The organism is Pannonibacter sp. Q-1, from assembly GCF_054073275.1.
In genome coordinates, this window is the sequence record NZ_JBSXNB010000001.1 from 522569 (window position 1) to 548731 (window position 26163).

The 26163-nt window shown below is 64.1% G+C and carries 23 protein-coding genes; 11 read left to right on the plus strand and 12 right to left on the minus strand.

Translation table 11 applies throughout. The features are described 5' to 3' along the window. Positions 1-106 precede the first annotated feature (106 nt). Complete coding sequence (locus tag ACVNHC_RS02405) at positions 107-841, minus strand: protein phosphatase CheZ (RefSeq protein ID WP_050472036.1); 735 nt, start codon at positions 839-841, stop codon at positions 107-109. Positions 842-1076: 235 nt separating this feature from the next. On the opposite strand from ACVNHC_RS02405, the gene ACVNHC_RS02410 reads away from it, so the two are divergent. The 3 genes from ACVNHC_RS02410 (at position 1077) to clcA (ending at position 4154) form a co-directional block, all read left to right on the plus strand. Further along, positions 1077-1799 (plus strand): DUF2927 domain-containing protein, encoded by a 723-nt coding sequence (locus ACVNHC_RS02410; protein ID WP_058900507.1) that lies wholly within the window; start codon positions 1077-1079, stop codon positions 1797-1799. A gap of 188 nt (positions 1800-1987) precedes the next feature. Further along, positions 1988-2728 (plus strand): L,D-transpeptidase, encoded by a 741-nt coding sequence (locus ACVNHC_RS02415; protein ID WP_050472037.1) that lies wholly within the window; start codon positions 1988-1990, stop codon positions 2726-2728. Between the two features lie 37 nt (positions 2729-2765). Further along, positions 2766-4154 (plus strand): H(+)/Cl(-) exchange transporter ClcA, encoded by a 1389-nt coding sequence (clcA, locus tag ACVNHC_RS02420; RefSeq protein WP_457166344.1) that lies wholly within the window; start codon positions 2766-2768, stop codon positions 4152-4154. 7 nt (positions 4155-4161) lie between these two features. Here clcA and glcF read toward each other — a convergent pair whose 3' ends face one another. Genes glcF through ACVNHC_RS02435 form a run of 3 tightly spaced genes read right to left on the minus strand, consistent with a single transcriptional unit; the run spans position 4162 to position 8293 of the window. Next, complete coding sequence (glcF, locus tag ACVNHC_RS02425) at positions 4162-5493, minus strand: glycolate oxidase subunit GlcF (RefSeq protein WP_457166345.1); 1332 nt, start codon at positions 5491-5493, stop codon at positions 4162-4164. 21 nt (positions 5494-5514) lie between these two features. Beyond that, positions 5515-6783, minus strand: a complete 1269-nt coding sequence (glcE, locus tag ACVNHC_RS02430) for a glycolate oxidase subunit GlcE (protein WP_457166346.1) — start codon at positions 6781-6783, stop codon at positions 5515-5517. 13 nt (positions 6784-6796) lie between these two features. Next, entirely contained in the window at positions 6797-8293 is a 1497-nt protein-coding gene (locus tag ACVNHC_RS02435) for an FAD-linked oxidase C-terminal domain-containing protein (protein ID WP_457166347.1), read from the minus strand. 182 nt (positions 8294-8475) lie between these two features. Between ACVNHC_RS02435 and ACVNHC_RS02440 the strand changes: the two genes are divergently transcribed. Both ACVNHC_RS02440 and ACVNHC_RS02445 read left to right on the plus strand, forming a co-directional pair. Further along, complete coding sequence (locus tag ACVNHC_RS02440; RefSeq protein ID WP_119396599.1) at positions 8476-9417, plus strand: LysR family transcriptional regulator; 942 nt, start codon at positions 8476-8478, stop codon at positions 9415-9417. A gap of 109 nt (positions 9418-9526) precedes the next feature. Beyond that, positions 9527-9922, plus strand: coding sequence for a c-type cytochrome (locus ACVNHC_RS02445; protein WP_050472042.1), 396 nt, complete (start codon positions 9527-9529; stop codon positions 9920-9922). A 238-nt stretch (positions 9923-10160) separates the two neighbouring features. Here ACVNHC_RS02445 and ACVNHC_RS02450 read toward each other — a convergent pair whose 3' ends face one another. Next, positions 10161-11483: a DUF3422 family protein gene (locus tag ACVNHC_RS02450; protein ID WP_050472043.1), complete on the minus strand. Its 1323-nt coding sequence runs from the start codon at positions 11481-11483 to the stop codon at positions 10161-10163. Positions 11484-11649: 166 nt separating this feature from the next. Between ACVNHC_RS02450 and ACVNHC_RS02455 the strand changes: the two genes are divergently transcribed. Together ACVNHC_RS02455 and ACVNHC_RS02460 are read left to right on the plus strand one after the other, a co-directional pair. Next, positions 11650-12477, plus strand: coding sequence for a FadR/GntR family transcriptional regulator (locus ACVNHC_RS02455; protein ID WP_374629760.1), 828 nt, complete (start codon positions 11650-11652; stop codon positions 12475-12477). Between the two features lie 43 nt (positions 12478-12520). Beyond that, the gene (locus ACVNHC_RS02460; RefSeq protein WP_050472045.1) at positions 12521-13684 is read left to right on the plus strand and encodes an alpha-hydroxy acid oxidase; all 1164 of its coding nucleotides are present in this window, start codon (positions 12521-12523) and stop codon (positions 13682-13684) included. A gap of 19 nt (positions 13685-13703) precedes the next feature. On the opposite strand, the gene ACVNHC_RS02465 is transcribed toward ACVNHC_RS02460, so the two are convergent. Beyond that, positions 13704-14405, minus strand: coding sequence for a type 1 glutamine amidotransferase (locus ACVNHC_RS02465; protein WP_457166348.1), 702 nt, complete (start codon positions 14403-14405; stop codon positions 13704-13706). 111 nt (positions 14406-14516) lie between these two features. On the opposite strand from ACVNHC_RS02465, the gene ACVNHC_RS02470 reads away from it, so the two are divergent. Continuing rightward, positions 14517-15122, plus strand: a complete 606-nt coding sequence (locus ACVNHC_RS02470; protein WP_457166349.1) for a hypothetical protein — start codon at positions 14517-14519, stop codon at positions 15120-15122. Between the two features lie 118 nt (positions 15123-15240). After that, positions 15241-16158 (plus strand): DMT family transporter, encoded by a 918-nt coding sequence (locus tag ACVNHC_RS02475; RefSeq protein WP_050472048.1) that lies wholly within the window; start codon positions 15241-15243, stop codon positions 16156-16158. A gap of 9 nt (positions 16159-16167) precedes the next feature. Here the strand turns inward: ACVNHC_RS02475 and ACVNHC_RS02480 are convergent, their stop codons facing one another. Next, positions 16168-17043 (minus strand): LysR substrate-binding domain-containing protein, encoded by an 876-nt coding sequence (locus tag ACVNHC_RS02480; protein ID WP_050472049.1) that lies wholly within the window; start codon positions 17041-17043, stop codon positions 16168-16170. Between the two features lie 233 nt (positions 17044-17276). Between ACVNHC_RS02480 and ACVNHC_RS02485 the strand changes: the two genes are divergently transcribed. After that, a complete protein-coding gene (locus ACVNHC_RS02485; RefSeq protein ID WP_058897885.1) occupies positions 17277-17609 on the plus strand; it encodes a DUF1127 domain-containing protein in 333 nt (110 codons plus the stop codon). Positions 17610-17744: 135 nt separating this feature from the next. Here the strand turns inward: ACVNHC_RS02485 and ACVNHC_RS02490 are convergent, their stop codons facing one another. The 5 genes from ACVNHC_RS02490 to ACVNHC_RS02510 all read right to left on the minus strand — a co-directional run bounded on the left by ACVNHC_RS02490 (position 17745) and on the right by ACVNHC_RS02510 (position 25304). Further along, positions 17745-18572: a DUF937 domain-containing protein gene (locus tag ACVNHC_RS02490; RefSeq protein WP_457166350.1), complete on the minus strand. Its 828-nt coding sequence runs from the start codon at positions 18570-18572 to the stop codon at positions 17745-17747. A gap of 147 nt (positions 18573-18719) precedes the next feature. Further along, positions 18720-20093, minus strand: a complete 1374-nt coding sequence (locus tag ACVNHC_RS02495) for a glutamate--cysteine ligase (RefSeq protein WP_374629755.1) — start codon at positions 20091-20093, stop codon at positions 18720-18722. 83 nt (positions 20094-20176) lie between these two features. Further along, positions 20177-20938: a 16S rRNA (uracil(1498)-N(3))-methyltransferase gene (locus tag ACVNHC_RS02500; RefSeq protein WP_457166351.1), complete on the minus strand. Its 762-nt coding sequence runs from the start codon at positions 20936-20938 to the stop codon at positions 20177-20179. 104 nt (positions 20939-21042) lie between these two features. Continuing rightward, positions 21043-24165, minus strand: coding sequence for an efflux RND transporter permease subunit (locus ACVNHC_RS02505; protein WP_457166352.1), 3123 nt, complete (start codon positions 24163-24165; stop codon positions 21043-21045). Positions 24166-24167: 2 nt separating this feature from the next. Continuing rightward, a complete protein-coding gene (locus ACVNHC_RS02510) occupies positions 24168-25304 on the minus strand; it encodes an efflux RND transporter periplasmic adaptor subunit (RefSeq protein WP_050472055.1) in 1137 nt (378 codons plus the stop codon). 216 nt (positions 25305-25520) lie between these two features. On the opposite strand from ACVNHC_RS02510, the gene ACVNHC_RS02515 reads away from it, so the two are divergent. Next, a complete protein-coding gene (locus ACVNHC_RS02515; RefSeq protein ID WP_209004774.1) occupies positions 25521-26147 on the plus strand; it encodes a TetR/AcrR family transcriptional regulator in 627 nt (208 codons plus the stop codon). Positions 26148-26163: the final 16 nt, after the last annotated feature.

The window sequence follows — 26163 nt, forward strand, 5'->3', positions numbered from 1 at the left end:
ATCTGGGATTTTTGTTCTTTTTTTGTTCTATATGCTTTTCATCCGCGCCGCAAACAGAAAAGCCGGCGCGAAGGCCGGCTTTGTGATCTTGTGAAGCCCGGAAGGATCAGGCGAACAGGGCGTCGATGTCGTCCTGGGTGGCCACATCCATGTCGGACTTGAGCGAGGGGCCGTTGAGCAGAGCGGCGTCGCCCTCGGCCTGCGCCCGCATCTTGACCTCGAAGTCGTTGAAGCTCTCGATACCGCCCCAGATGTTCATCATGTCGATGATGCGCTCTTCAATGAAGCGCAGGGTATTGATCACCTTGGTGATGCGCTGGCCGGTCAGATCCTGGAAGTTACAGGCTTCAAAAATCAGGATGACCTTTTCCTGGATATCCTGCGCCATTTCACGGTCATGGCCGCTCACGCGGGCCGACAGGGTGTTGGCGGTCTCGTCGATGAACTCGGCTGCGGACAGAATGCTTTCCGTGGCACCCTCGGTGCCCTCGACAACGGCATCCAGCTCGTTGGAAACGCGCGCCATCTCCTCACCTTCCGACCCGGTGGTGTGGTGCAGGGCTGCGATTTCCTTCTTCGTGGCGTTGATCGCCTCATAGATCGCGTCAAGTTCAGCCTTCAGCTTGGCAGCTTCATTGAGTTCCTTGCGGAACTCCTTCAGCACCTGATCGCTGATGGTTTTGCTGTCTGCAGGCTCGTTGCCCTGCACGAGCGACTTGAGCGCCCGAATCTCCGCCATCAGTTCCTGATGGCGGTATTCCTCCAGTCTTTCTGGCTGCGCTGCAGCCGTCGCATCACGGAAAAGACTTTCAACCCGGAATGCACGTTTTGCCGCCGCCATAACTGCTCCTGCCATCACGCAAATACTGTAGGAGATTGCCCATCCTGGGGCTGATTTATATCCGCCGATGTTTAAGGAAATGTTCCCGGGTTCCGTTGAAACGCGCAGATGATACGGATTCAGGCCATTGATGCGATTTTGGTTTTCAAGCTGTGGCGCAAACGATTAAAGTCCGCCGGCGTGGATGGTTAACGCCGCGTCAGGAAGGTCCCGCAGCCCGGTGAAGCAGTTTCAGATGCCGCGCATTTCCATCACATGTCTTGCCCTTCTGCTTGCCGGCAGCCTCGCCGGCAAGGCTGTGGCGCAGCCGGATACCTTCACCACAGAGGAACTTGTGACCGGCTTCAACGCGACCGTCTTCGGCCTCGAATACCGCACCTGGAGCTGGCAGCCCTACCTGGTGAAGAAATTCGCCAAGCCCGTCCGTTTCCGCATCTTCAGCCTGTCGCACAAGGACCGCCGGGCCGAAGTCGAGGCCTTCATTGCCGAAATGGACCGCAAGATCGCAGGCATTTCGATCCAGGTGGCCAGCGCCACCGAAGAGCCGAACTTTGACGTCTACATCGTTGACCGGCACCAGTATGAGGACGTGGTGCGCCAGTCGGTCTACAAGGACATGACCGCTGATGCGCCGGGCCGCTGCCTTGTGCGGGTGGAGTCCGGGCGCCGGGGCATCAAGAACTCCCGTGCCGTCATTGTCTCCGATGAGGGCGACTTCCTGTTCCGCCGCTGTCTGGTGGAAGAGCTGCTGCAGGGACTCGGCCCCATGAATGATGATGACCGGCTTGTGCATTCGGTCTTCAACGACAGCTCGCGCCACAACCGCTTCACCGTTTTCGACCAGCTTATCTTGAACATGCTCTATGACCCGCGCATCAAGCCTGGCATGTCCCCTTCCGAGGCAGAGAAGGTGCTGCCGGTGGTCGTGCGGGACGCCCGGCGGCGGATCCAGCCCTGAGCCATCAGGCCCCTCGCATCCGGCCGGGTAACCAGCCGTTCACCATATCCGCAAACCGCTCCTTTACCTTGATTCCAGATTGCCGGACTGGTTAGCGCGCCGTTCACCCTTTCCACGCGGTCAGATACCTAAAATTTGAACGAATGCCGGTCTCCGGCTTGAAGGCTATCTGTTTGCGAGTAACGCCAATGAAGCGGATACGGACCCTGACTGCCGCCGGGCTTCTCAGTGCCCTTGCACTGGTGCCCGCGGCCACACCAAGCGCCATGGCCCAGAGTGCCGGCCGTGCCACCCCGCCGCCGGTGATCCTGAGCCCGGATCTGGCAGAACCCTGGCTGCTGCAGCTGCGCCCCCATGGCATTCAGCCGCCAAGGCCGCAGCCGCCGCAGCAGAGCTGGTTCTCCTTCAGCAGCAGGCAGCCTGCCCCCGTGCAGCTGGCCCATGCCGAGCCTGCCCGCAAGGCACCGCAGGCCACCCGCCAGATCGACCCGAAATTCCTGCCTGCCGTGGTAGACTACACCGGCCCCCACAAGCCGGGCACCATCGTGGTGGATACCAACACCCGCTATCTCTATCTGGTGCAGGCGGGCGGGACAGCACGCCGCTATGGCATCGGCGTCGGCAAGCCGGGCTTTGAGTGGGCCGGCACCCACAAGGTCACCCGCAAGGCGGAATGGCCGGACTGGCGCCCGCCGGCTTCCATGCGCAAGCGCCGCCCGGAACTGCCCACCTTCATGGCGGGCGGGCCGAACAACCCGCTGGGCGCCCGGGCGCTCTATCTGGGCTCTTCGCTCTACCGCATTCACGGCTCGAACGAGCCCTGGAGCATCGGTCATGCCGTATCTTCCGGCTGTATCCGCATGCGCAACGAGGACGTGACCGACCTTTACGAGCGCGTCGGCGTCGGTGCGACGGTGATCGTCATCTGATCTGGCGGCGCAGCCCCGGGGACGGGGCTGCTGCCGTTTGACGCGAAAGATCCCGGCCATGTTCCCCTTCTCCAGATCCCGGCGCTCTGCCGCTCCCTATGCGGGCGCGGTCTATCTGCTGGCAGCCGTTGCTGTGGGCATCTCCGGCGGGCTGGCGGGCACAGCCTTTCATCTCGGCGTGGATGCCCTCTCCAGCCTGTACCGCGATCTGCGCCTGGCGGTGACGGACCCGCTGCTCTCGGGCCTCATGACGGCCGCCATCTCCGCCCTTGCCGCACTTCTTGCCGCCCTGATCGTGCGCCGCATCGCGCCGGAAGCTGCAGGCAGCGGCATTCAGGAAGTGGAAGGCGCCATGGAGGGGCTGCGGCCCATGCGCTGGGTCCGCGTGCTGGCGGCAAAGTTCACCGGCGGTTTGCTGGCGCTGTCCTCCGGGCTCGTTCTTGGGCGGGAAGGCCCGACGATCCACATGTCGGCCGCCGCCGCCGCAGGTATTTCGCAAGGCCTGGGCTTTACCGCAGATGACCGGCGCGGATTGCTCGCGGCAGGCGCTGCGGCCGGTCTTGCCGCCGCCTTTTCTGCGCCGCTCGCAGCCATCCTCTTCATCGTGGAAGAAACCCGCCGCCAGTTCCCCTATGGCTACCGCACCTATATGGGGGTGATCCTCGCCAGCATCGCCAGCGGCCTCACGGTGGAAGGCCTTCTGGGTACCCGCCCGGCGCTGGAGATCGACACCAGTGCCCTGCCCGTTCTGAGCTTTCCGCTGTTCATCCTGCTCGGCGCGCTGCTGGGTGCGCTTGGCACAGGCTTCAACAGCGCCGTCCTCGCCAGTCTCGATGCCACCCAGAAACTGCCGAAACGGCTCTGGTGGCTGCCGCCTGTTGCTGCGGGCGGCCTGACCGGCGCCCTGCTGATTGCCTTCCCCCTTGCAACGGGAGGCGGTGACCAGCTGGTCAGCTTCGTCACGGCCGATCATCTGGGCCTAGGCCTGCTTCTGCTGCTGACTGCGCTGCGCTTTGCCGGGGCGCTGGTGTCCTACAGCATCGGGGTGCCGGGCGGCATCTTCGCGCCGATGCTCTCCATCGCCACCTGTGCGGGCCTTGCCTTCTGCGTTGTGGCAAGCCTGCTGCTTCCCGGCGCGGACCTTCCGGTGCAGGCCTTTGCCATTGCCGCGATGGGCGGTTTCTTTGCCGCATCTGTGCGGGCGCCGCTGGTGGCTGTCGTCCTTGTTCTGGAGCTGACGGGCGCCTATCCGCTGCTGCTGCCGGTGCTCGTCACCTGCGCCGCCGCAACGCTCGCCGCCCATGCGCTGAACGGGCGGCCGATCTATGAAATGCTGCTGGAACGCACGCTCCGCCTTGCAGGCGAGACGCCACCGCCAGCGGAGAAGGACCGCACGCCCCTCCAGCTCGGCCTTCCGGGAAGCTGATCGCGCCTCAGTGCGTGGCGGCCCCTGCCTTTTCTTGCAATGCTTCCGGGCAAGGCCCGCCATAGGCCCAGTCCAGCAATTCCGCCGTATGCACCACAGGGATATCGATCCCGGTTCCGATCTGCGTCATGCAGCCGATATTGCCGGTAGCCACCAGATCCGGCACCGTCTTGCGGATGTTGGCGACCTTGCGGTCCCTGAGGCGCGTGGCGATTTCCGGCTGGAGAATGTTGTAGGTGCCGGCCGAACCGCAGCACAGATGCCCCTCCGGCACATCCTTCACGGTGAAGCCCGCAGCCTTCAGCAGCTCTTTCGGCTGGCGGGTGATCTTCTGCCCGTGCTGCATGGAACAGGCGGAGTGATAGGCGATGGTCAGCCCGCCGGGACGAACCGGCGCACCGAGATCCAGCCCGGTCAGGAACTCGGTGATATCCTTGGCAAGACCGGACACCTGCGCCGCCCGCTCCGCATAGGCCGGGTCGTTGCGCAGCATGAAGCCATAGTCCTTGATCGTCGTGCCGCAGCCGGAGGCGGTGATGAGGATGGCGTCGAGCCCCTCGCCGTCTGCCTCGCGCATCCACACATCCACATTGCGCCGGGCGTTGGCGAGCGCATCCTCCTCCCGGCCCATGTGATGCACCAGCGCGCCGCAGCAGCCTTCGCCCTTGGGCAGCACCACCTCATATCCGGCCCGCGTCAGCAGGCGGATGGTGGCATCGTTGATGGACGGGGCCAGCACCGGCTGGGCGCAGCCGTTCAACAGGGCAACCCTTCCCTTCCGCGCCCCCGCCTGCGGCTGAAAACGGCCAGGCGCCTCATAGAGGCCACGCCCCGGCGCCTTGGACGGAGCAAGCGACAGCATCGCGCCCAGCTTGGCAAAGGGTCCGCCCAGCGCCTTGAAGGCGCCTGCCAGCGGGCGGCCCATATAGGCCCCCACCAGCGCCAGCCGGAAGCGGCCGGGATAGGGCAGGACAGCGGCCAGCAGCGAGCGGATCAGCCGGTCGGCCAGCGGGCGGCGCCAGGTCTGCTCGATATGGGCACGGGCATGGTCCACCAGATGCATGTAGTTCACGCCAGACGGACAGGTGGTCATGCAGGACAGGCACGACAGGCAGCGGTCCACATGGCGCACGATCTGTTCATCCGCCGGACGGCCGTTTTCCAGCATGTCCTTGATCATGTAGATGCGGCCGCGCGGGCTATCCAGCTCATCACCCAGCAGGGTGAAGGTGGGGCAAGTGGCCGTGCAGAAGCCGCAATGCACGCATTTGCGCAGAATCTTCTCCGATTCGGCCACATGCGGATCTGCGAGCTGTTCGGCGGTGAAATTGGTCTGCATGCATCACCTGAGGGTCAAGGGTCACAGATCCGGCGCGATACGGCCGGGATTGAGAATGCCTTTGGGGTCGAACTGAGCCTTGAGCCGGCGCGACAGCGCCGCAAGCGCAGGCTCCTGCGGCTCGAACACAGGCACGCTGGATCGCGCGCTAGCATCCGCCCGCACCAGCATGGCATGGCCGCCGCCGTGGTCCGCCAGAGCGTCACGGATGGGCACGTCATGCAGATTGCCATCAAGGCACTGCAGCCAGACCAGCCCGCCGCTCCAGTCATAGAAGGCTTCCACCGGAATGCTCTGCTTCAGGCTGGCGAGATATCTTGCCCCCGAAGCTGGCGGCAGCGACACGCGCCAGACCGGCAGGCTGCCGCCCGCAAAGGGCTGGCAATCGCGGATCGCGGCCCAGGCGGCACGGGAGGCTGAATCCTCCAGCCGCTCCACGGCAGCCCCGCCCGGCAGGACCTCAGCCAGCAGGCGGGACAGCGCGGCAAAACGGTAATCGACAGAGGGACCAAAGCCCTCCAGCCGGATCAGCGTCACCGCCCGGCCCCGGTCCTGCCCGGCAAGGCCAAGCCTTGCAAACAGGCCCTCGGGCAGATGTGCCGCCGCCGACACTTCGGCAGGCGTTCCCATCGCCCGGCAGAGGGCGACAACCGCCGTGGCATCGTCCAGCCCCTCGATCAGCAGGCTGACGCTGGTTTCCGCCCGTGGATTGACCTTGAGCGTCAGTTCGGTGGACAGCGCCAGCGTGCCCCAGGAGCCGCAGAGCGCGCGGGGCAGATCGTAGCCCGTCACATTCTTCACCACCTTGCCGCCGGCCCGGAAGATCTCGCCACGCCCGGAGACAGCCTCCAGCCCCAGCACGTGATCACGGGCAGCGCCCGCCTTGATGCGGCGGGGACCGGAAAGATTGGCAGCCAGTGCGCCCCCCAGCGTGCCCCGCGCCGGAGTGCCGCCCAGCAGCGGGCCATAATCCATCGGCTCGAAGGAGAGCTCCTGCCCGGCTGCGGCCACCGCCGCCTCGATCTCCGCCAGCGGCGTGCCCGCCAGCGCGGTCAGCACCAGTTCGGCGGGCTCATAGACGAGGACGCCGGAGAGGGCCGACAGGTCCGCCACAAGCGCGGCCTGCACCGGGCGGCCCAGCGCGCGCTTGGAGCCCTGCCCGATGATTTCAAGCGGCAGATCCTCCGCAGCCGCGTGGGCCACAAGATCGCGTAATTCTCCCGCATTGCGCGGCCGCACGGCCTTCAGCGCTGCGGCACCGGGAGCCAAGGTGGTCTGGTCTGGGGTCATCTGTTCCACCTGCTCAGAAACGCGGAATGTCCGGGAAGGGCATCTGCCCCTTGTGCACATGCATGCGGCCAAGCTCGGCGCAGCGGTGCAACACGGGGAAGACCTTGCCGGGATTGAGAAGCTGGCGCTCGTCAAAGGCGCATTTGACCCTCTGCTGCTGGCGCAGGTCATCCTCGGAGAACATCTCCGGCATCAGGTCGCGCTTTTCGATGCCGACGCCATGCTCGCCGGTCAGCACGCCGCCCACCTCGACGCAAAGCCGCAGGATATCGGCACCGAAGGCCTCGGCGGCCTCCAGTTCGCCCGGCAGATTGGCATCATAGAGGATCAGCGGATGCAGATTGCCGTCCCCGGCGTGGAAGACGTTGGCGACCCTGAGCCCGTGCTTTTCCGACAGCGCCCGCATGCCGGCCAGCACACGCGGCAGCTCGCGCCGGGGAATGGTGCCGTCCATGCACAGATAGTCCGGCGAAATGCGCCCCACCGCCGGGAAAGCCGCCTTGCGCCCGGCCCAGAACACCAGCCGCTCCTCTTCGCTCGTCGAAACGCGCAGATAGCCGGAGTTGTTGGCGCGGGCGATTTCCTCCACGCGGGCCAGCAGATAGTCCACCTCCGCCTCCGGCCCGTCCAGCTCCACGATCAGCAGCGCCTCGGCCTCGCGCGGATAACCGGCATGGACGAAATCCTCCGCCGCTTCCAGCGCCAGCTTGTCCATCATCTCAAGTCCGCCGGGGATGATGCCAGCGGCGATGATATCGGCCACGCAGCGTCCGGCATCCTCGGTGGCCGAGAAACCGACCAGCGCCGCCCGGGCCGTTTCCGGCTTCTGCAGGATGCGCACGGTCACTTCCGTCACGACCCCCAGCAGCCCTTCGGACCCGGTCATCATGGCCAGAAGATCATAGCCTTCCGCATCCAGATGCTTGCCGCCAAGCCGGATGACCTCACCCGTCACCAGCACCATTTCGAGGCCAAGCACGTTGTTGGTGGTGAGGCCATATTTCAGGCTGTGCACGCCGCCGGAATTCTCCGCGATGTTGCCGCCGATGGAACAGGCAATCTGCGAGGACGGGTCCGGCGCGTAATAGAAACCCTCGTGCTCCACGGCGCGGGTGATGCCGAGGTTGGTCACGCCGGGCTGGACAGTGACGGCACGGTTGGGAAAGTCGATGTCGAGGATGCGGTTGAACTTCATCATCGACATCAGCACGCCATCGGCCACCGGCAGCGCACCGCCGGAGAGCGAGGTGCCGGCCCCGCGCGGCACCACCTTGACGCCGTTGTCATAGCAGTAGCGCAGGACGGCCGCGACCTGCTCCACCGTTTCCGGCAGCACGACGATCAGCGGCATCTGGCGGTAGGCGGTCAGCGCATCGGTCTCATAGGGGCGCATGCCGGTGTCATCGGCAATCACACCCTCTCCCGGCACGATGGCCTGAAGCGCGGAAACGATCTCCGCCCGGCGCGCCAGAATGGCGCCATCCGGCTGCGGCATGGCAAGTCCGGCCATTTTCTCTCCTCTCCGGCAAAAATGTGATCCATTCTTGCCCTCCTGCCCGTAAGACAGCAAACGGACCGGCTCCACCGCCCCGGAAATGCCTTCTGTCAGCCTTACGGAAAGGCAGTCTGGCAAAAAACCGGCGCAAGCGGAATATCCGGTCCCTTACTAGCTCTCTTTCCGGCGGGAATAAAATGAGCAATCTGACCGATATGGAAATCTTCGCCCGGGTCGTCACAGCCGGCAGCATGTCGGCCGCAGGACGGGAGATGGGGCTTTCCCCTGCCGTCGTGTCGAAACGCATCCGCCGGCTGGAAGACAAGCTCGGCACCCGCCTTCTGCAACGCACCACCCGGCAGATTGCCCTCACAGAGGCCGGCCATGGCTTCTATGACCGGGTTCTCGCCATTCTTGCCTCGGTCGAGGAAGCCGAAACCTTTGTGACACGGGGATCGGCGCAGGCGCGCGGCACGCTGAAGGTCAGCGCGCCCACATCCTTCGGCCGCATGCACGTGGCGCCTTATCTCGCCCGCTTCCTCGAAGCCAATCCGGACCTTTATGTCAGCCTCGACCTGTCGGATGAGTTCGTCGACATCGTCGGTGACGGCTACGATCTCGCCATCCGCATTGCCGAACTGTCCGATTCCAGCCTTGTTGCCCGGCGCCTTGCGCCCGTGCACCGGGTGCTTTGCGCCTCTCCCTCCTATATCGAGCGCCATGGCGAGCCGAAGAGCATCGATGATCTCGTCGAGAACCACGTCCGGGTTGCCGCCGCCGCGCAGGATCCCTGGCGGCTGATGGGGCCGCGCGGCCTGGAAATCGTCAAGACGGACGCTCCCTTGCGCACCAATTCCAGCGAGGTGGTGCGCGAAGCGGTGCTGGCCGGCGTCGGCATTGCGCTGCGCTCCACCTGGGACGTGGGGCCGGAACTGCGCGAAGGCAAGCTGCAGATCGTCCTGCCCCAATACCGCGCCTCCAAGGACGTGGGCCTGCATGCGGTCTATCCCACCCGGCGCTTCCTGCCGGCCAAGGTGCGGGTTTTCATCGACTTTCTGGCCCAGCTCTACGGCCCGCAGCCCTATTGGGACGAGGGCCTGTCCGGCTGGCTCGGCAGCATGGAGCGCGCGGCGGGCTGACGGCGTAGCTCTGCGTATGAGCCACAGTGACGCACCCGCTTGCAGCTTGAAAAGAGTAGAATATCTTCTCTGTGACCGGCTTGGCGGCCGTGACTGAGGGAGAAACGCGATGAAATATGTAGTGCTTGCTGCAGCCATGCTGGCTGCTGCGGCGACGGGGGCACGTGCAGACGGCGATGCCGCTGCGGGCGAAAAGGTCTTCAAGAAGTGCATGGCCTGCCATGAAGTTGGCGCGAGTGCCAAGAACAAGGTCGGGCCGGAACTGAACGGCATCGTCGGGCGCCCGGTCGCCGCGATTGCCGAGTTCAAATACTCTCCGGCCATGACCGAGTTCGGTGCCGGTGGCAAGGTGTGGGACGCAGAGACCCTGCACACCTATCTGGCCAACCCGAAAGGTTTGATCCCAAAGACGAAGATGGCTTTTGCCGGTCTCAAGAAGGATCAGGAAGTCCTCGACGTGATCGCCTACATGAACCAGTTCAACGAGGACGGTTCAACCAAGTGATCCGTATCTGCGGACTTGCAAGGCCGGGCCCAGCGCCCGGCCTTTTGCGTTTTCATGCAGCTCAGGACCTCTCGATCGTCATCCCGGCCAAGCGCAGCGCGAGCCGGGACCGGTGAGCCGGGGTGCAAGTTGGTTGAACGAAGGAAGAGAGCCGAAGCACCTCGGCTCACCGGTACCGGATCTCCGCTTCGCTTCGTCCGGTATGACGACGGAGGGGACACGGTCTAACTCCACCCCCTCAATGCGGCTCCCCTGTATCCGTGTGATGCGCCCGGATGCGACGGACGGTCCACCAGACGGCGAGCAGCACCAGCGGCACCGACATCCCCGAGACCAGTCCCGGATCGGGCATGGGCACACCCGCTTCCTTCAGGCCCTTGGCGAGATAGCCCACAAGCCCCACCACATAGTAGCTGACGGCGGCCACCGAGAGCCCCTCCACCGTCTGTTGCAGGCGCAGTTGCAGCCGGGCGCGGCGGTTCATGGAATCGAGCAGATCCCGGTTCTGGCGCTCCATGTCCACATCCACCCGCGTGCGCAGCAGCGTCGTGGCGCGGGCAAGTTTGCGTGACAGGTTGATCTGCCGGTTCTCCACAGACTCGATGGTGCGCATGGCCGGGGCAATCCGGCGTGCGAGAAAGGAAGCCAGCCCGAGATAGCCCGGAACCGGGGCTTCCTCGATGGTCTCCAGCCGTGCCTTGAGAATGCTGTGATAGGCACGGCTCGCCCCGAAGCGGTAGGCGCTGGCGGCCGCGCCCGCCTCCAGATCCGCCGCCAGATCGGAGAGACGCTCCAGCAGGTGGCGGTTGCTGTCCATGTCCGACGCCCCGCGCATCTCCCCGGTCAACTGCACAAGCTCCTCCTCGATCCGCCGGACATCCGGCGAGAGCTCCGTGGCCATGGGCAGGCCAAGCAGCGCCAGCGTGCGGTAGGTTTCCACCTCGATGAGACGCTGCGCCAGCGCGCCGGTCTGGCTGGGCGCCATGCCCCTGTCGATGAGCAGAATACGCGTTAGCCCCTCGCCGTCCTGCCGGAAATCCGTCATGGCGACGGCCCGCCCCTCCTCGGATTGGAGAGCGGCCAGGCTTGCCCGGTCGAACCACCGGGCCAGCGCAGCCTCGTCGTGACCATTTTCCGGCACGACATCCAGCCTTGCCGCCACCAGCATCGGCCCCGGAGCCCGGAAGCCCGATCCGAAGGGATGACCGGCGGGAATCCGCCCGAAGGGATGACCGCCATCCGGTGCCACGTCAAAGGTGTAGGTGATGAATTCCGAATGCTGCTCCCAGCGCAGGGAGCCACCCGCCATCGGCAGAACATGCGAGCGGTCGCTCTCCCCCGGCCCCTTGACGCCCTGGCTGCGGCAGAGATCGGCAAACCAGATCCGGTCATCCCGGATGGCCTGAGAATCACAGGTGAAGGCGTAATGCAGCAGGATGCGCGGGCTTTCCAGCGCGCGGAACGGGCGGGCATGAAGCTCGCCCAGCACGGCCGCCCTCAGGTGATGCTTGCCGAATGGCAGCAAGCCACCGGTCTGCTGCGTGTTTGCGTCCGCGTTCATTCTTGCCCCCGTCTTCCTGCCTCAAAGTGGCGCAGGATCCTCGCATCTGTCATGCGCAAAATTGCGACGGAGGCAAGCTGCGACACAATGTAAGGGCTCATGCAAAGGTAGAACTTGCAATTGGACAAAAAATTTGACCAATTATCGCAAGAGAAAGGGATGCCGCATGTTCGCCAAGGTCAATCATGCCCGTACCGCCGATGCCGTGGTGGATCAGATCGAGCTTCTGATCCTCAATGGCGTGCTGCGCCCGGCCGACCGGCTGCCGCCCGAGCGGGAGCTGGTGGATCTGGTGGATGTGTCGCGGCCGATCCTGCGTGAGGCCCTGAAGACGCTGGAAGAGCGCGGGCTTGTGGTGAGCCGCCAGGGCGGCGGCACCTATGTGGCCGACCTGACCGGTTCGGTGTTTTCTGAAGCGCTGGTGGATCTCATCGCCCGCCATCCTGCCGCCATTGAGGACTATCTCGACTTCCGCAGCGACATTGAAGGCCTTGCAGCAGCCAAGGCAGCGGCAAGGTCTACCGCTGCCGATCACGCCCTGCTGACGCGCATTGTCGAAGCCATGGCCGCTGCCTTCGAGGCGGAAGACCATGAGGCCGAGGCGCGGCTTGACGTGGAGTTTCATCAGGCGATCGGTGAAGCTGCCCATAACATGATCCTGCTGCACACGCTCAGGGCCTGCTACCGCCTGCTGGAAACCGGCGTCTACTTCAGCCAGCAAAAGCTCTTCCGCCATCCCGGCGCCCGCGAGGCGCTGCTGGACCAGCACCGGACCATCCTCGCCAAAGTGACCGCCGGCGACAGCGAAGGCGCGCGGCAGGCCGCAGAAGCACACATTGCCTTTGTGCGCCGCGCGCTGACGGAGGCCGGGCAGGAAGGCGCCCGCAGCGCCCTGTCGAACCTCAGGCTTGATCAGCGCATTGCCAGCCTGCCGAAACCCCGGCGCGCCAAGGCCAAATCATCAGCCAAACCGGCGGCCGCCCGCCAGACGTGAAACCCGGACCGCAGTCCCGCCACCTTGGGAAGGATCTGAAAGCATGCCCATCATTACCGAGATCGAAGACCTCAAGCGGCTGTACAAGCGCCGTGTGCCAAGGATGTTCTACGACTATGCGGAGACCGGCAGCTGGACCGGACAGACATTCCGCGAGAACTCCTCGGACTTTGACGAGATCCGCCTGCGCCAGCGTGTGGCTGTCGACATGGCAGGCCGCAGCACCGCATCGCAGATGGCTGGGCAGGACTGCACCATGCCCGTGGCGCTGGCCCCGGTCGGGCTCTGCGGCATGCAGTCTGCCGACGGCGAGATCAAGGCCGCGCGCGCGGCCGAAAAATTCGGTGTGCCCTTCACCCTGTCCACCATGTCGATCTGTTCCATCGAGGACGTGGCCGAGCACACCAGCAAGCCGTTCTGGTTTCAGGTCTATACCCTGAAGGACGACGATTTCATGCGCCGCCTGTTTGACCGCGCCAAGGCGGCCAAATGCTCGGCGCTGGTGATCACTGTCGATCTGCAGGTGCTGGGCCAGCGCCACAAGGACCTGAAGAACGGGCTCAGCGCGCCCCCAAAGCTGACGCCCTCCTCGATCCTGAACCTGGCCACCAAGGTACCCTGGGGCCTGGAAATGCTGCAGACCAAACGGCGCTTCTTCGGCAACATCGTCGGCCATGCCAAGGGCGTGACCAATCCCTCCTCACTCAGCACCTGGACGGCGGAATCCTTCGACCCGTCGCTGGACTGGGACCGCATCCGCGAGTTCCGCAAGTGGTGGGACGGGCCGGTCATCCTCAAGGGCATTCTGGATGCGGAAGACGCGAAGAAGGCGCTGGATGTGGGGGCCGATGCCATCGTCGTGTCCAACCACGGCGGCCGCCAGCTCGACGGCGCCCTCAGTTCCATCCGGACCCTGCCGAAGATCATGGATGCGGTGGGGGACAAGATCGAGGTCCATCTCGACAGCGGCATCCGCTCCGGTCAGGACGTGCTGAAGGCGCTGGCCCTCGGCGCCAAGGGCACCATGATCGGCCGCGCCTTTGTCTACGGTCTGGGCGCCATGGGCGAGGCCGGGGTGACGCGGGCCCTTGAGGTGATCCACAAGGAGCTGGACATCACCATGGCGCTTTGCGGCGAGCGCAACGTCAAGGATCTGGGCCGCCACAACTTGTTGCTGCCCGCTGACTTCGCCGACCGCTGGCGCTGACAGCCCGGCCGGGTCCGCCTCACCTGAGCAGGCGGACCCAGTTGGCGGCAAGGCGGGCGCCGGTGGTATCGGCGTGGGCTGCGTGCCGGGCAATCTCGGCTTCCAGCCGCTGCGCCCAATCCGGAGTGTTCTCAGCTATCATGCCGGCGAAATCCCGCGACCAGTCGCGCACTTCGGGCTCGGCCGCCTCGAAATGGAACTGGATGCCATAGGTCGCCGCGCCCATGCGGAAGGCCTGATGACGTGTCTGGGCGCTTGTGGCCAGATGCACCGCGCCTTCGGGCAGATCAAACGTGTCATTGTGCCAGTGGAACAGCGGCGCACCCTCCCCCAGCGCCGACAGCACCGGATCCGCCTTGCCCGCATCGGTTGGCGTCACGTCATGCCAGCCGAACTCGATGGGCCTGCCGATGATGTTGCGCCCGCCGAAGGCCCGGGCAACGAGCTGCGAGCCAAGGCAGATGCCCAGCACCGGCCTCTGCTCCTCGTGAAAGTCGCGGATCAGATCACAGATCTGCGGTAAAAAGGGCGAGCCCTCGTCATCCAGCGCGTTCTGCCCGCCGCCAAAGACGGCAAGGCCGGAGAAACGCTCAGCGCGCTGCGGCACCGGTTCCCCCTCGAAGGCCTTCACCACGGTCACTTCGGCCCCCGCATCCTGAAGGGCGCGGCCAACCTGGCCGTGATGCGTGAGCGGATAGTTTTCGATGACAAGAACGTGCATGGGGTCTCCGGCAGATATCGGCAGCGCTGGCGAATGTGGCAGTATCGCTGTCTTAGTCAAGGGAAGACGACGCACTGTCCGCAGCCCTCCCTTTGAATGGAGAACACGACGATGCCGTTGCAGAACCGGGTCTGGCCCGATGGAGAGCTCGTCTCTCACCCTTGCCGGGGCCTGCTGATGGGCAACCGGGGCGGCCAGATCCATGATCCGCAAACCCGGACGATCCGGCGGCAACAAGCCTCCCGGCGCTGGATCTGCTGCGTCCTCTCCTTCAAGAACCGCCGCCGTCAGGTGATGGGAGCGGGCTATACGGAATTGTTCTTCCTGGATGAGGTGACGGCTCTTGCCGCCGGGCACCGGCCCTGCTTTGAATGCAGACGGGTAGAGGCGCAGGCCTATGCCACGGCGGCGGCCCGGTATCTTGGCCTTGAGGCCGTGCCCGGCGCGGACTGGATGGACCGGCAGCTGGCACCCGAGCGCGGCCCGCGCTGGCAGGGCAAGCCTGCTGATGGCGCGGCTCTCACGTCCCTGCCGGATGGTACCATGCTGACGGACGGAGCCGGATTTCTCGCCCTCAAGTCAGGCCGCATGCTGCGCTGGAGCCCGGACGGATATGCGGCCACGAGCCCCGTCTCTCGCCTTCATGTCATCACCCCGGCGCTGTCTCTAGCGGCCCTTTCTGGCGGATATCAGCCAATCTGGCATCACAGGACCTGAAGCTTCCCTCAGGTTCCATTCACAAACCAGATCGGTTGCTTCAACGACTATCATTTGAAATTCCCGCGTCTACGGCGCATTCTCCCGGCCCGGACACCCGGCAGAAGAGAGACATGAGATGACGATGGCTGAAAGCCGGATTGCCGCCCCCGCCTCCCCGCTGACCTCGAAGGACCTTGGCCTTTATGGCCTCACCGTCTTTTCCTGGGGCTTCAGCTGGATCGCCATGAAGGGGCAGGTGGCGAATGTGGCCCCCGAAGTTTCCGTCTTCTGGCGCTTCGTGCTCGCCGCATCGGTGATGCTGGGCTGGAGCCTGATCCGCAGGCAAAGGCTCGCCTTTCCGCTCCGCACCCATCTGCGCTTTGCCGCGCTCGGGCTCTTCATCTTCTCCACCAACTTCACCCTGTTCTATTACGGCGCCAAATATCTGCCCTCCGGCCTGCTGGCAGTGGTGTTCTCGCTGGCTTCCGTCTTCAATCTGATTCTCGGCGTGGTGCTGTTCCGGCAGAGGCCGAAGCTGATCATTCTGGGCGCCGGGCTCATCGGCTTTTCCGGCATTGCCCTGATGTTCTGGCCGCAGATTGCAGGGGCTGAACTGAACCTTGATGCGCTGAAGGGCCTTGCCCTGTGCACGGCCGGCACCCTGTCCTTCTGCCTCGGCAACATGGTGTCTTCATCCAACCAGACGGCGGGCATCAGCATCACATCCGCCACCACATGGGGCATGATCTATGGCGCGGCGCTGCTCGGCACGTTCAGCCTGCTGCGCGGCGACAGTTTCGCGGTGGAGCCGACACTCACCTATCTCGGCAGCCTCGCCTATCTGTCGATCATCGCTTCCGTGCTGGCCTTTGCCTCCTACCTGACGCTGCTCGGCCGTATCGGCCCGGCGCGGGCGGGCTATTCCACGGTCATCTTCCCCGTGGTGGCGCTGACGGTCTCCACCATCTTTGAAGGCTATGTCTGGACCTTCGCTGCCCTGCTCGGCCTCGTCCTCGTCATCGCCGGCAATGTAATCATGCTGCGCAGCCGGTAAGCGGCAGGCCTATTCCGCCGCCTGCGGCACCGACAGGTTGTCGAGAGACGAGATGATGTGTTCCACCAGCGCTTCCGTCACACGGGAATGCTGGTGCCAGGAGCGCATGACGGCAATTTCGCACTCCGGCAGCTTGGGAAAGCCATCAGCTTCCGCCAGCACCCTCATGCCGGGACGCAGAGCCGATTCGGGCAGCACCGAGACTGCCAGACCCGCCAGAACGGCAGCACCGACGGCGGTGGAGTTCCAGCTGGAATAAAGCAGCCGGTGCTCCCGCCCGACCGAGCGCAGCGCCAGAAGCGCCGCACGCCGCCAGCCGCAGGTGGCACGGCCAAGCGCCAGCGGCAACACGTCCTCGTTTTCCACCGCATGGCGGGCTGAGGTGACCCAGAGCAGCGGCTCGCGCCGGATCACCTCGTCGCGCTGGCCGCCGGGCTTTTCCACGTGGGTGATGATCGCCACATCCAGCTCATTGGCGACGACGAGATCGATGAGGTTGGCAGTCGGGGCACAGACCACGCTGACCTCGGCCTTGGGATTGGAGCGGGAGAACCGCGCCAGAATTTCCGGCAGGAAACGGTCGGCATAATCATCGGGCGTGCCCAGCCGCACCATGCCCTGCACTTCGGTTTCGTCGAAGGCGGCCAGCGTCTCGTCATTCAGCTGCACCAGACGGCGGGCATAGTGCAGCAGCTTCTCCCCCTCTTCGGTGAGACGCGACAGGCGCCCCTCGCGCATGAAGATGGGGCGGCCGATTCGCTCCTCCAGCCGCCGCATCTGCATGGACACGGCGGACTGGGTCTTGTGCACCATCTCCGCCGCGCGGGTGAAGCTGCCATATTCGGCGATGGCCACAAATGTGCGCAATTGATCGAGATCGAGCATCAAACCCTCGCCATACAGCCGCCAAAGACGCAGAAATACAGGACTTTTCCTGCATCCGCGGCCTTTCCATCACCAACATTGATCAAATCCATTAAAAACATTCGTTAGATAAATTCAAGCGGCTCTGACATGGTCCCCCTATCGGAAGAGCGTAAAACTACTGAGCTCGACCGGAAGAATATGACAGACCATGACGGGAGCGAGGCCTCCCGGAGACGAAGGAGTTTGACGCCATGTACGCCCCGCTCAAGACGCAGCTGATCCACCGCATCGCCGGTATCGCAGCGCGAGCATGGCGCGTGCTGCGTAACCGCCATCAGGCGGGCAAACTCAATGACCTCACAGATGCTCAGCTCGCGGATATCGGGCTGACAAGGGGGGATGTTCGCGAAGCACTTGCGGCGCCCTTCTTCCGTGATCCGTCGTTTGCCCTGACCAAGGCCTCCCGGAGCAATGCACAGGCACCGCAGGCACAGGTTCCGGCCAGCATCGTGCTGATCCCGCAGCCTCAGAAGACCGCACCGGTCTTTGCAGCATCCAACGCAGGCCCGCAGATGGCTGCCTGAGACTGATGGACGGGATCTCGCCTGCCGCTGTCCCCCCCGCGCAGGCTTCGAGGTCTGGTCCATCGCCCTACCCCGTCGGCGATTGCCTTGCCGACAATACCTGGCCCGCCTCCCCCGGCGGGCCTTTTTTTTATCTCACGCCCGGCCCGGCAAGGCAGAGGGGCCGAAACGCTCGAACAGGCCTTCGATCGCCTTCATGTGGTTTTCCTGAAAGGCGCGCCCGGCGGACAGCCAGTCTTCAACAATGGATGCACCCGGCGCCGCCGCCTGTGCGGCCACCTCCGGCTCGGGTGCGCTTTCAGGAGCAGGAGCCGGTTCAGGCTTTCGTGCCGCCGCCGGGCGGGCTGGAGCCTCGGGCGCGGCTGGAGCCGGCGCAGGCTGCGCGCTGCCGCCCTGCCCTGCGGCAGGCATCCCCCAGAAGCTGGCCGCCTTGCTGGCCGCATCGGCGGCAGAACCGAAGAAGCCCGACCAGAACGACTGCACCGCTTCGCCATAGCCCGCCATCATCGCCACACCCGGCATGGGCTTCGGGCGGCCGCGGGCATAACCGGCCATGAAGGCATCCAGCAAATCTCGCGCCTGCCCTTGCAGGAAAGGCCGGGCCACATTCCCAAGCGCCAGCGTTGCGGCAACGGGCATGAGCGCGGCCACCGCCTCCTGCTGCACGCCCGTGAAAGCCGAAATCTGCGATGCCACCGCCTTCTGCAGCGGATCGGAGCCATAGAACCACGGCACGGGCGCCGCCGAGAAGGGCTCGGCCATCACGGACGGCGCTTGTCCCTGCAGGAAGCTCATGAAGGACTGGAACGCGTTGGGCGCGGCCGTCGTGTGCTTCAGGCCGGTGAAGGCGGTGGGGATCAGCGCCCCCATGGCCCGGGCCACATCCGCCTCGTTGAGGCCGAACTGCTGGCGCACAGCATCGACAACCTGTGCGGGATCGAAGGAGAAGGGATGTCCTGCCATGCCGTTCATAATGCCTCGCACCGGATCGTGAGCCTTCCCCATGATCCGCGCAACGGCGGCAGACGTCAAATGGCGCGTTGCGCCTGAGCCCCGCCCGGCCCGTCCATCAACAGGGAGTTGAAGTCCGGGCCGGTCAAACGGGCCTTGTCAGTAGGCGTAATCCGCATAAGCGCGGGTCACATCGCCCTGCCATTCGCCGTGGAACTTCGCCAGCATCTGGTCAGCCGGGGAAATGCCGAGGGCAAGCGTCTCTTCCACGGTTGCCAGATGCACCCGCTCGTCCTGTCCGCCGTCATTAAGCCTTGCGCGGCGCTTCAGGCCCTCCAGCGACAGGGCCGTCATCTGGCGGGCGAGATCCAGCACCTTGCCCTTTCGGAACGGCGTCTGAAGACCATGGATGGGCACACCGTTGCGCAGGGCAAGGCGCTCTTCCGCCGTCCAGTCTTTCACCATCTGCCAGGCATCCTCAAGGATGCCCTTGTCATAGAGCAGGCCCACCCAGAGCGCGGGCAGCGCGCAGATCTTGCGCCAGGGGCCGCCATCCGCGCCGCGCATCTCCAGATATTTCTTCAGGCGCACGTCCGGGAACAGGGTGGACAGGTGGTTGTTCCAGTCACCGATGGTCGGCAGCCCATCCGGCAGCCGGTCCTTCAGCGCCCCGTTCATGAACTGGCGGAAGGTGGTGTCCGTCGCATCGTGATAGGTATCGCCGCGCTTGACGAAATACATCGGCACGTCGATGGCCCAGTTCACGTAGGCTTCAAAGCCGAAGCCGTCCTCGAAGGCAAAAGGCATCGGCCCGGTGCGGTCGGCGTCCGTGTCCTTCCAGATTTCGGCGCGGAACGACTGGAAGCCATTCACCTTGCCTTCCGTGAAGGGCGAATTGCCGAAGATGGCGGTGGCCACCGGCTGCAGCGCCAGGCTGACGCGCAGCTTCTTCACCATGTCGGCTTCGCTGGAGAAGTCGAGATTCACCTGAATGGTGCAGGTGCGGTACATCATGTCGAGGCCGAGCGAGCCGACCTTCGGCATGTAGTTGGTCATGATCGCATAGCGCGACTTGGGCATGACAGGGATCTGGTCCCGCCGCCAGTCCGGCGTGAAGCCAAGGCCCAGGAAGCCGATGCCGAGCGGTTCGGCGATCTCGCGCAGCTGCGCCAGATGCGCATGGGTCTCGCGGCAGGTCTGGTGCAGGCTGTCGAGCGGCGCACCCGACAGCTCGAACTGCCCGCCCGGCTCGATGGAAATGGCGCCGCCGGCAACCGGATCGGCAAGGCCGATGATCTTGTCACGGTCCGAGATGCGCTCCCAGCCCAGCATGGTCTCCATGCCCGTCAGCAGGGCCTCGATGCCGCGCGGCCCCTCATAGGGAACCGGAGAGAAATCCGCCTTGTAGAAGGGAAACTTCTCGTGCTCGGTGCCAAGGCGGAAGCCGTCCTCCGGCTTGCAGCCCGACTCCAGATGTTCAGCGAGTTCACGGGCGCCCGAAATCGGGGTGGAATCAACGGTATCGCGGGCCATGCGTCGTCTTTCAAACTTGAGATCGGCGCGCACATTACCGGGGGCCTGCGCGCCACACAATCAAACTTGTTTGATGAATGGGGTTACCAATCGCCAATTACCGATTGAACAACCGCCAGCGCGGCCACAGCGGCCGTGTCGGCGCGCAGGATCCGGGGGCCGAGCGGAATGGCGGTGACGAAGGGAAGGCTCTTCAGCTGCGCGCGTTCGGCTGCCGAAAAGCCGCCTTCCGGGCCGATCAGGACAGCTGGCGGCACAGTGGCACCCCCTTCATCCCTGAGGGATGAGAGCAATTGCAGCGGGTTGGCGCCATCATCGCTTTCGTCGCAGAAGATGATCCGCCGCTCCCCTTCCCGCGCCGTCCAGTCCGCCAGCACGGCAGCCAGAGCCCGGGGCTCCTCGACCGTGGCAAGGCCTAGGATGCCGCATTGCTCGGCCGCCTCGATCACATTGGCAGTCATGCGTTCTGTGTTGACGCGGGCAGCCTGGGTGTGCGCGGTGATGACCGGCACCAGCCGCGCCGCTCCCATCTCCACCGCCTTCTGCACCATGTAGTCGAGGCGGGCGTGCTTCAACGGCGCGAAGAGATAAACGAGGCCGTCAGAGGACGGCTGCGGCCGCGTCTGCTCATGCGGGCAAAGCAGGACGCTCTTGCGGCTGGGCAGCTTCAGGCGCGCGCGCCATTCGCCGTCCCGGCCGTTGAACAGCAAAACCTCATCGCCCTCTGCGAGCCGCAGTACGTTGAGAAGGTAATTGGCCTGCGTCTTGTCAGCAGCAATTTCTGCATCCGGGGCAAGCGCAGCCTCCACAAACAGGCGCTGCATGCGGAATTCGTATTTGGCCATGGCGTCATCCTGATTGGGCAGGGGGCTGGTGGCTTGCAGGACAAGCGGGAACGCCGCCCCTTTGTGGGGGGCGGCGTCCAATCATTCAAGGCTCAAGGTTCAAATCAGGCCGTTGCCGGGCCCTCGCCTGCGCCATGGGCATTGCCATGGCCTACAGGCTTGTGGTGGCCGGCTGCGGGCACCTCATCGTCCTCGTCCGTCTTCTTGTGGTCGCCGTGGCCGATGTACATGTAGAACATCGGCACGACGAACAGGGTGAAGAGCGTACCGACCGCAAGGCCCGTGCTGATCACCAGACCGATCGAGTAGCGGGCCGCAGCGCCGGCACCTTCCGACATGACGAGCGGAAGGACGCCCAGCACCATGGCGCCGGTGGTCATGAGGATCGGGCGCAGACGCTCACGCGCTGCTTCGATCATCGCCTCCTGCTTGCTCAGGCCGTGCTGCTCACGCTGGGCATTGGCAAACTCGACCATGAGAATGCCGTGCTTGGTGATCAGGCCCACAAGCGTGATCATGCCCACCTGCGTGTAGATGTTGAGCGTTCCCGCCCCCATGAATAGCGGCACCACGGCACCGAAAATTGACAGCGGCACCGACATCATGATGATGAAGGGATCGCGGAAGCTTTCGAACTGGGCGGCGAGCACGAGATAGATCACGATGATGGCGAGGCCAAAGGCCATGATGATGGTGTTGCCTTCGTTCACCTCAAGGCGCGACTGGCCGGCATAGTCCTCGAAGAAGCCTTCCGGCATTTCCTCGCGGGCAATCTGCTGCAGGGTCGCAAGGCCGTCACCCGTGGTCACGCCCGGCATCGGCAGGGCAGAGAGCGTTGCCGAATAGAGCTGGTTGAACTGCTCTTCGGCCACGGCCGTTGCATTGGTCTCGATCTTCACCACGGAGGACAGCGGCACCATCGCCCCGCTCGCCGAGCGAACATAGAGTTCGCCCAGCCGTTCCGGGTTCATGCGGAACTGCTTTTCCACCTGCGGGATGATTTCGTAAGCGCGGCCATCACGGTCGAACTTGGCAACCTGGGCATCACCCACAAGGATGTTGAGGGTCTGACCAATGGTCGAAACCGGCACACCCAGAGCAGCTGCACGGTCGCGGTCGATGGTGACCGTGGTCCGGGGCTTTTCGAAGGACATCGAGTTCTGCACCACGATGAACTGGCCCGAGGCGATGGCACGCTGCTTCACCTGTTCCGCCACTTCATAGACCTGTTCGGCGGTGCCGGTGGTCTGAAGGACGTACTGGATCGGCAGGCCACCGCCGCCGCCCGGAAGGGATTCCGGCGCGAAGACGAAGGCTTCCACACCCGCAGACTTCTGCAGGCCCGCCTGGACGATCTGCTGGATCTCCTTCTGCGACTGTTCACGCTCACCCCAGGGCTTCAGCACCCAGATCGCAAACGCGCTGTTGGTGCCGCCGAAACCGACGATCTGGAACCGCGTGTCCACACCCGGCGCATCATCGGTCAGTTCATAGAACTGGTTCGTGTAGAGCTCGGTGTAGTCGGAGGTTGCGTATTGCGGAGCCGTCACAAGCGAGAACAGCGCGCCCTGATCTTCTTCCGGAGCAAGCTCGGAGGAGATCTTGACGAACATGAAGCCCGTCAGGCCCATCAGACCGATGACAACGAGCAGCGTCACCGGCTTGTAGTTGAACGTCGCCTTGAGGCGGCGTCCATACCAGACGGTGAGCCGCGAGAAGATCCGGTCCACGAACTTCTGGAAGCGGCTCTGGTCCGCCGTCAGCAGGCGCGAGGACATCATCGGCGACAGTGTCACCGCGACGAAGCCTGAGATGAACACGGCACCGGCCAGCGTGAAGGCAAATTCGCGGAACAGCGCCCCGGTCAGCCCCTGAGCAAAGCCGATGGGAGCATACACGGCGCCCAGCGTGATCGTCATGGCCACCACCGGCCCGAAGATTTCCTTCATGCCGATGATTGCCGCCGGAATGGGCTTGAGGCCCTCCTCCAGATGCCGGTGGATGTTCTCCACCACCACGATGGCGTCATCCACCACGAGGCCGATGGCGAGCACCATGGCCAGCAGCGTCAGGGTGTTGAGCGAATAGCCCAGCGCCCAGAGGAAGAAACACACACCGATGAGCGACAGGGGGATGGTCACAATCGGAATGATCACCGAGCGGAAGGACCCGAGGAACAGCAGGATCACCAGAATCACGATGACCACGGCTTCGCCGATGGTCTTGAACACTTCGGTGATCGAGGCGCTGATGAACTGGGTCGAGTCATAGGTAACGACGACCGACATGCCCTCAGGCAGGTTTTCCTGCAGCTTCGGCAGTGCATCGCGGATGCCCTGTGCCGTATCCAGCGGGTTGGCGGAAGGTGTCGGCATGATACCGAGGAAGATGCCGCCCTGACCGTTGAAGGACACGCGCACATCCGTGCTCTTCGAGCCGAGTTCCGTGCGGGCCACGTCACGCAGGCGCACCACATCGATGCCATCGGAGCGGATCGGCAGGGCGCCGAAGGCTTCCGGCGTCTGCAGCGTGGTCCGGGTCTCGATCTGATAGGCGACGTACTCGTTTTCCGTCTTGCCGGGAGCCGACAGGAAGTTTGCGCTCTGGATGGCCGAAAGCACCTCCGCTGCCGTCACATTGCGGGCGGCGAGCTTGATGGGATCGATCCAGATACGCATCGAGAAGGTCTGCTCACCCAGGATCTGCGCATCCGCCACGCCCTCGACGATCGAAAGCTGCGGCTGGATCACGCGGGAGGTGAACTCGGTGATTTCCTGCGGCGACATCACGTCCGACAGCACCGTCAGATACATGATCGCGAAGGACTGGCCGGTGCCCTTCTGGATCACCGGATCTTCCGCTTCGCTGGGAAGCTGGCCACGAACCTGCTGCACCTTGGAGATGACCTCCGTCAGCGCCTTGTCCGGGTCAGAATTCAGCTTCATGTTGACCGTGACGGTCGACACGCCAAGCGTGCTCTTGGACGACACGTAGTCCACGTTCTCTGCCGAGGCGACTGCCTTGGCGATGGGTGTGGTGATGAAGCCCTGGATGAGATCCGCGCTGGCACCGACGAAGGCCGTCGTCACGGTGATCACCGTTTCGTCGATCTTCGGGTACTGGCGGATGGACATGTTCAGGATGCCCTGCGCGCCCATCAGCAGGATCAACACGTTGACCACTACCGCCAGCACAGGCCGCCTGATGAAAATTTCGGAGAAATTCATTCTTACTCTCCGGTCGTCATGCCCGTGGCATTGGGCATGATCGTATTGTCGATGGTCACGCTGTTGCCGGCGGCAAGCTTGTTCTGCCCGGCATTGACGATCACATCGCCGGCGGAAACGCCCTTGCTGACCTCGATCTGGGTGCCGAAGCGGCGGCCTGCGGTGACGAACACCTGCTCGACGATCTGCTTCTTCGGCGCGTCAGCGGCGGCACCTTCCTCCGGCTTGGCATCGACCACACGGAAGACGTAGGTGCCATAGAGGCTCTGCACCACCGCCGTCTGCGGCAGGGCAATGACGTTCTCCTCGGCCGGCAGCACGACATCGACAAAGGCGAACTGGCCGGGGCGCAGCAGGCCTTCCGAATTGTCCACTTCCGCCTGCAGCGAGACGAGGCGCGACTGCGGATCGACCTTGGGGTCGATGCCGGTGATCTTGCCGCGATGGCTGAACTCGCCTTCCGTCAGACCTGCCTTGATTTCCTGGCCAATGCTGACGAGCGGCAGCTGCTGCTCGGGGATGGTGAAATCGACCTTCATGACCTTGAGGTCCTGCAGGGTGGCGATGACCGTGCCGGGCTGCAGATACTGGCCTTCGTCCACCCGGGCGATACCGATCGTGCCGGAGAAGGGCGCGACAATCTTCTTGAGGTTGATCGCGGCCTGAACGCGCTCCAGTTGCGAGCGGGAGGCATCCAGCGCCGCCGTCGCATTGTCGAGATCCGAGGTCGAGCTGAAGCCGCGGGTGTTCAGCGCTGAGGCACGGCTCAGCGCCTGTGCGTCACGGGCCTCGTTCGCCTTGGCGGCGATCATGTCGGCCTGTTCGGTTTCGTCATCAAGCTGCACCAGCAGCTCGCCCTTTTCCACGTCCTGGTTGGACACGAACAGGATTTCCTTGATGATACCGGAGGTTCTGGCCGGAACATCCACGCCCTGACGCGCGCGGATGGTGCCGATGGACTGGATCACGGGCTCGACCCGCTCCGGCTCCACGGTCAGCGCCGAGATGGTGATCGGCGGGCGCGGCTGCGCGAAGAACGCCTGGATCATCCCCGCGCGGAAGTTGTCGAACCACCAGGCGCCGTATCCCAGGGCACCTACGATCGCAATGGCAATAAGCCCGATAATGAAACGTTTCATCTGTTTCCCGGTCATGCGGCGAACCGGCCGCTTTCTAATGCGACTGCCCCCCACAGTTTCCTGCCGGGCTTTGCCGCGGATAGTATCGCTGGAGCGAAGGATTTTCGATCACTCTTTATAGGGGTAATCACCAATCTGCGCTCATTGGCTTGCAAACTTTACCGTCCGGACGGTAAAGTCAAGATGACGCAATGCGGAAAATGACAAGCAGCGGCGGTGAATGTGACTGAAGTGCAACAGGGCTCAAGACAGACAAAGCGGGAAGCGACACGGGAGCGGCTGATCGATGCGGCCGTGGAACTCGTCTACGCGGAAAGCGCCCGCAAGCTGTCGCTTGAAGCTGTTGCCGAAAGAGCTGGCGTCTCGAAGGGCGGGCTGCTCTATCACTTCAAGTCCAAATCCGAGCTTCTGCGCGCCATGGTCGAGCGGCATATTTCGCTGCTTGAGAAGACATTGGCCGAAACCTTTCACGAGACATCCCGCGATCGGCAACCAAATGCCCTGATACGGGCCTATATTCAGGCGGTCGCACGGGAGGTCTGTCCCTTGAGCGAGCCGCCGACCGGAATGCTGGCTGCCATTGCCGAAGAACCGGAACTGCTCGCCCCGGTGAAGACACACCACGAAAACCTCATCCGCGAGATCCGGGCCACCTGCGAGAATCCGGAGTTTGCCGAGATCGCCTTTCTCGCCCTTGAGGGCGTGTGGCAGCTGACAATGTTCTCCATCTCTCCCTTTACGGAGGAGGAGATCCTGCAACGGCTGCAGTATATCTGCGAGCTTCTGGCCAATCCCCCGGCTGCATTCACAGCGATTGACGGGGAGAGCCCAAGGCACTCTTGACCCCGGCTGCCCGTCC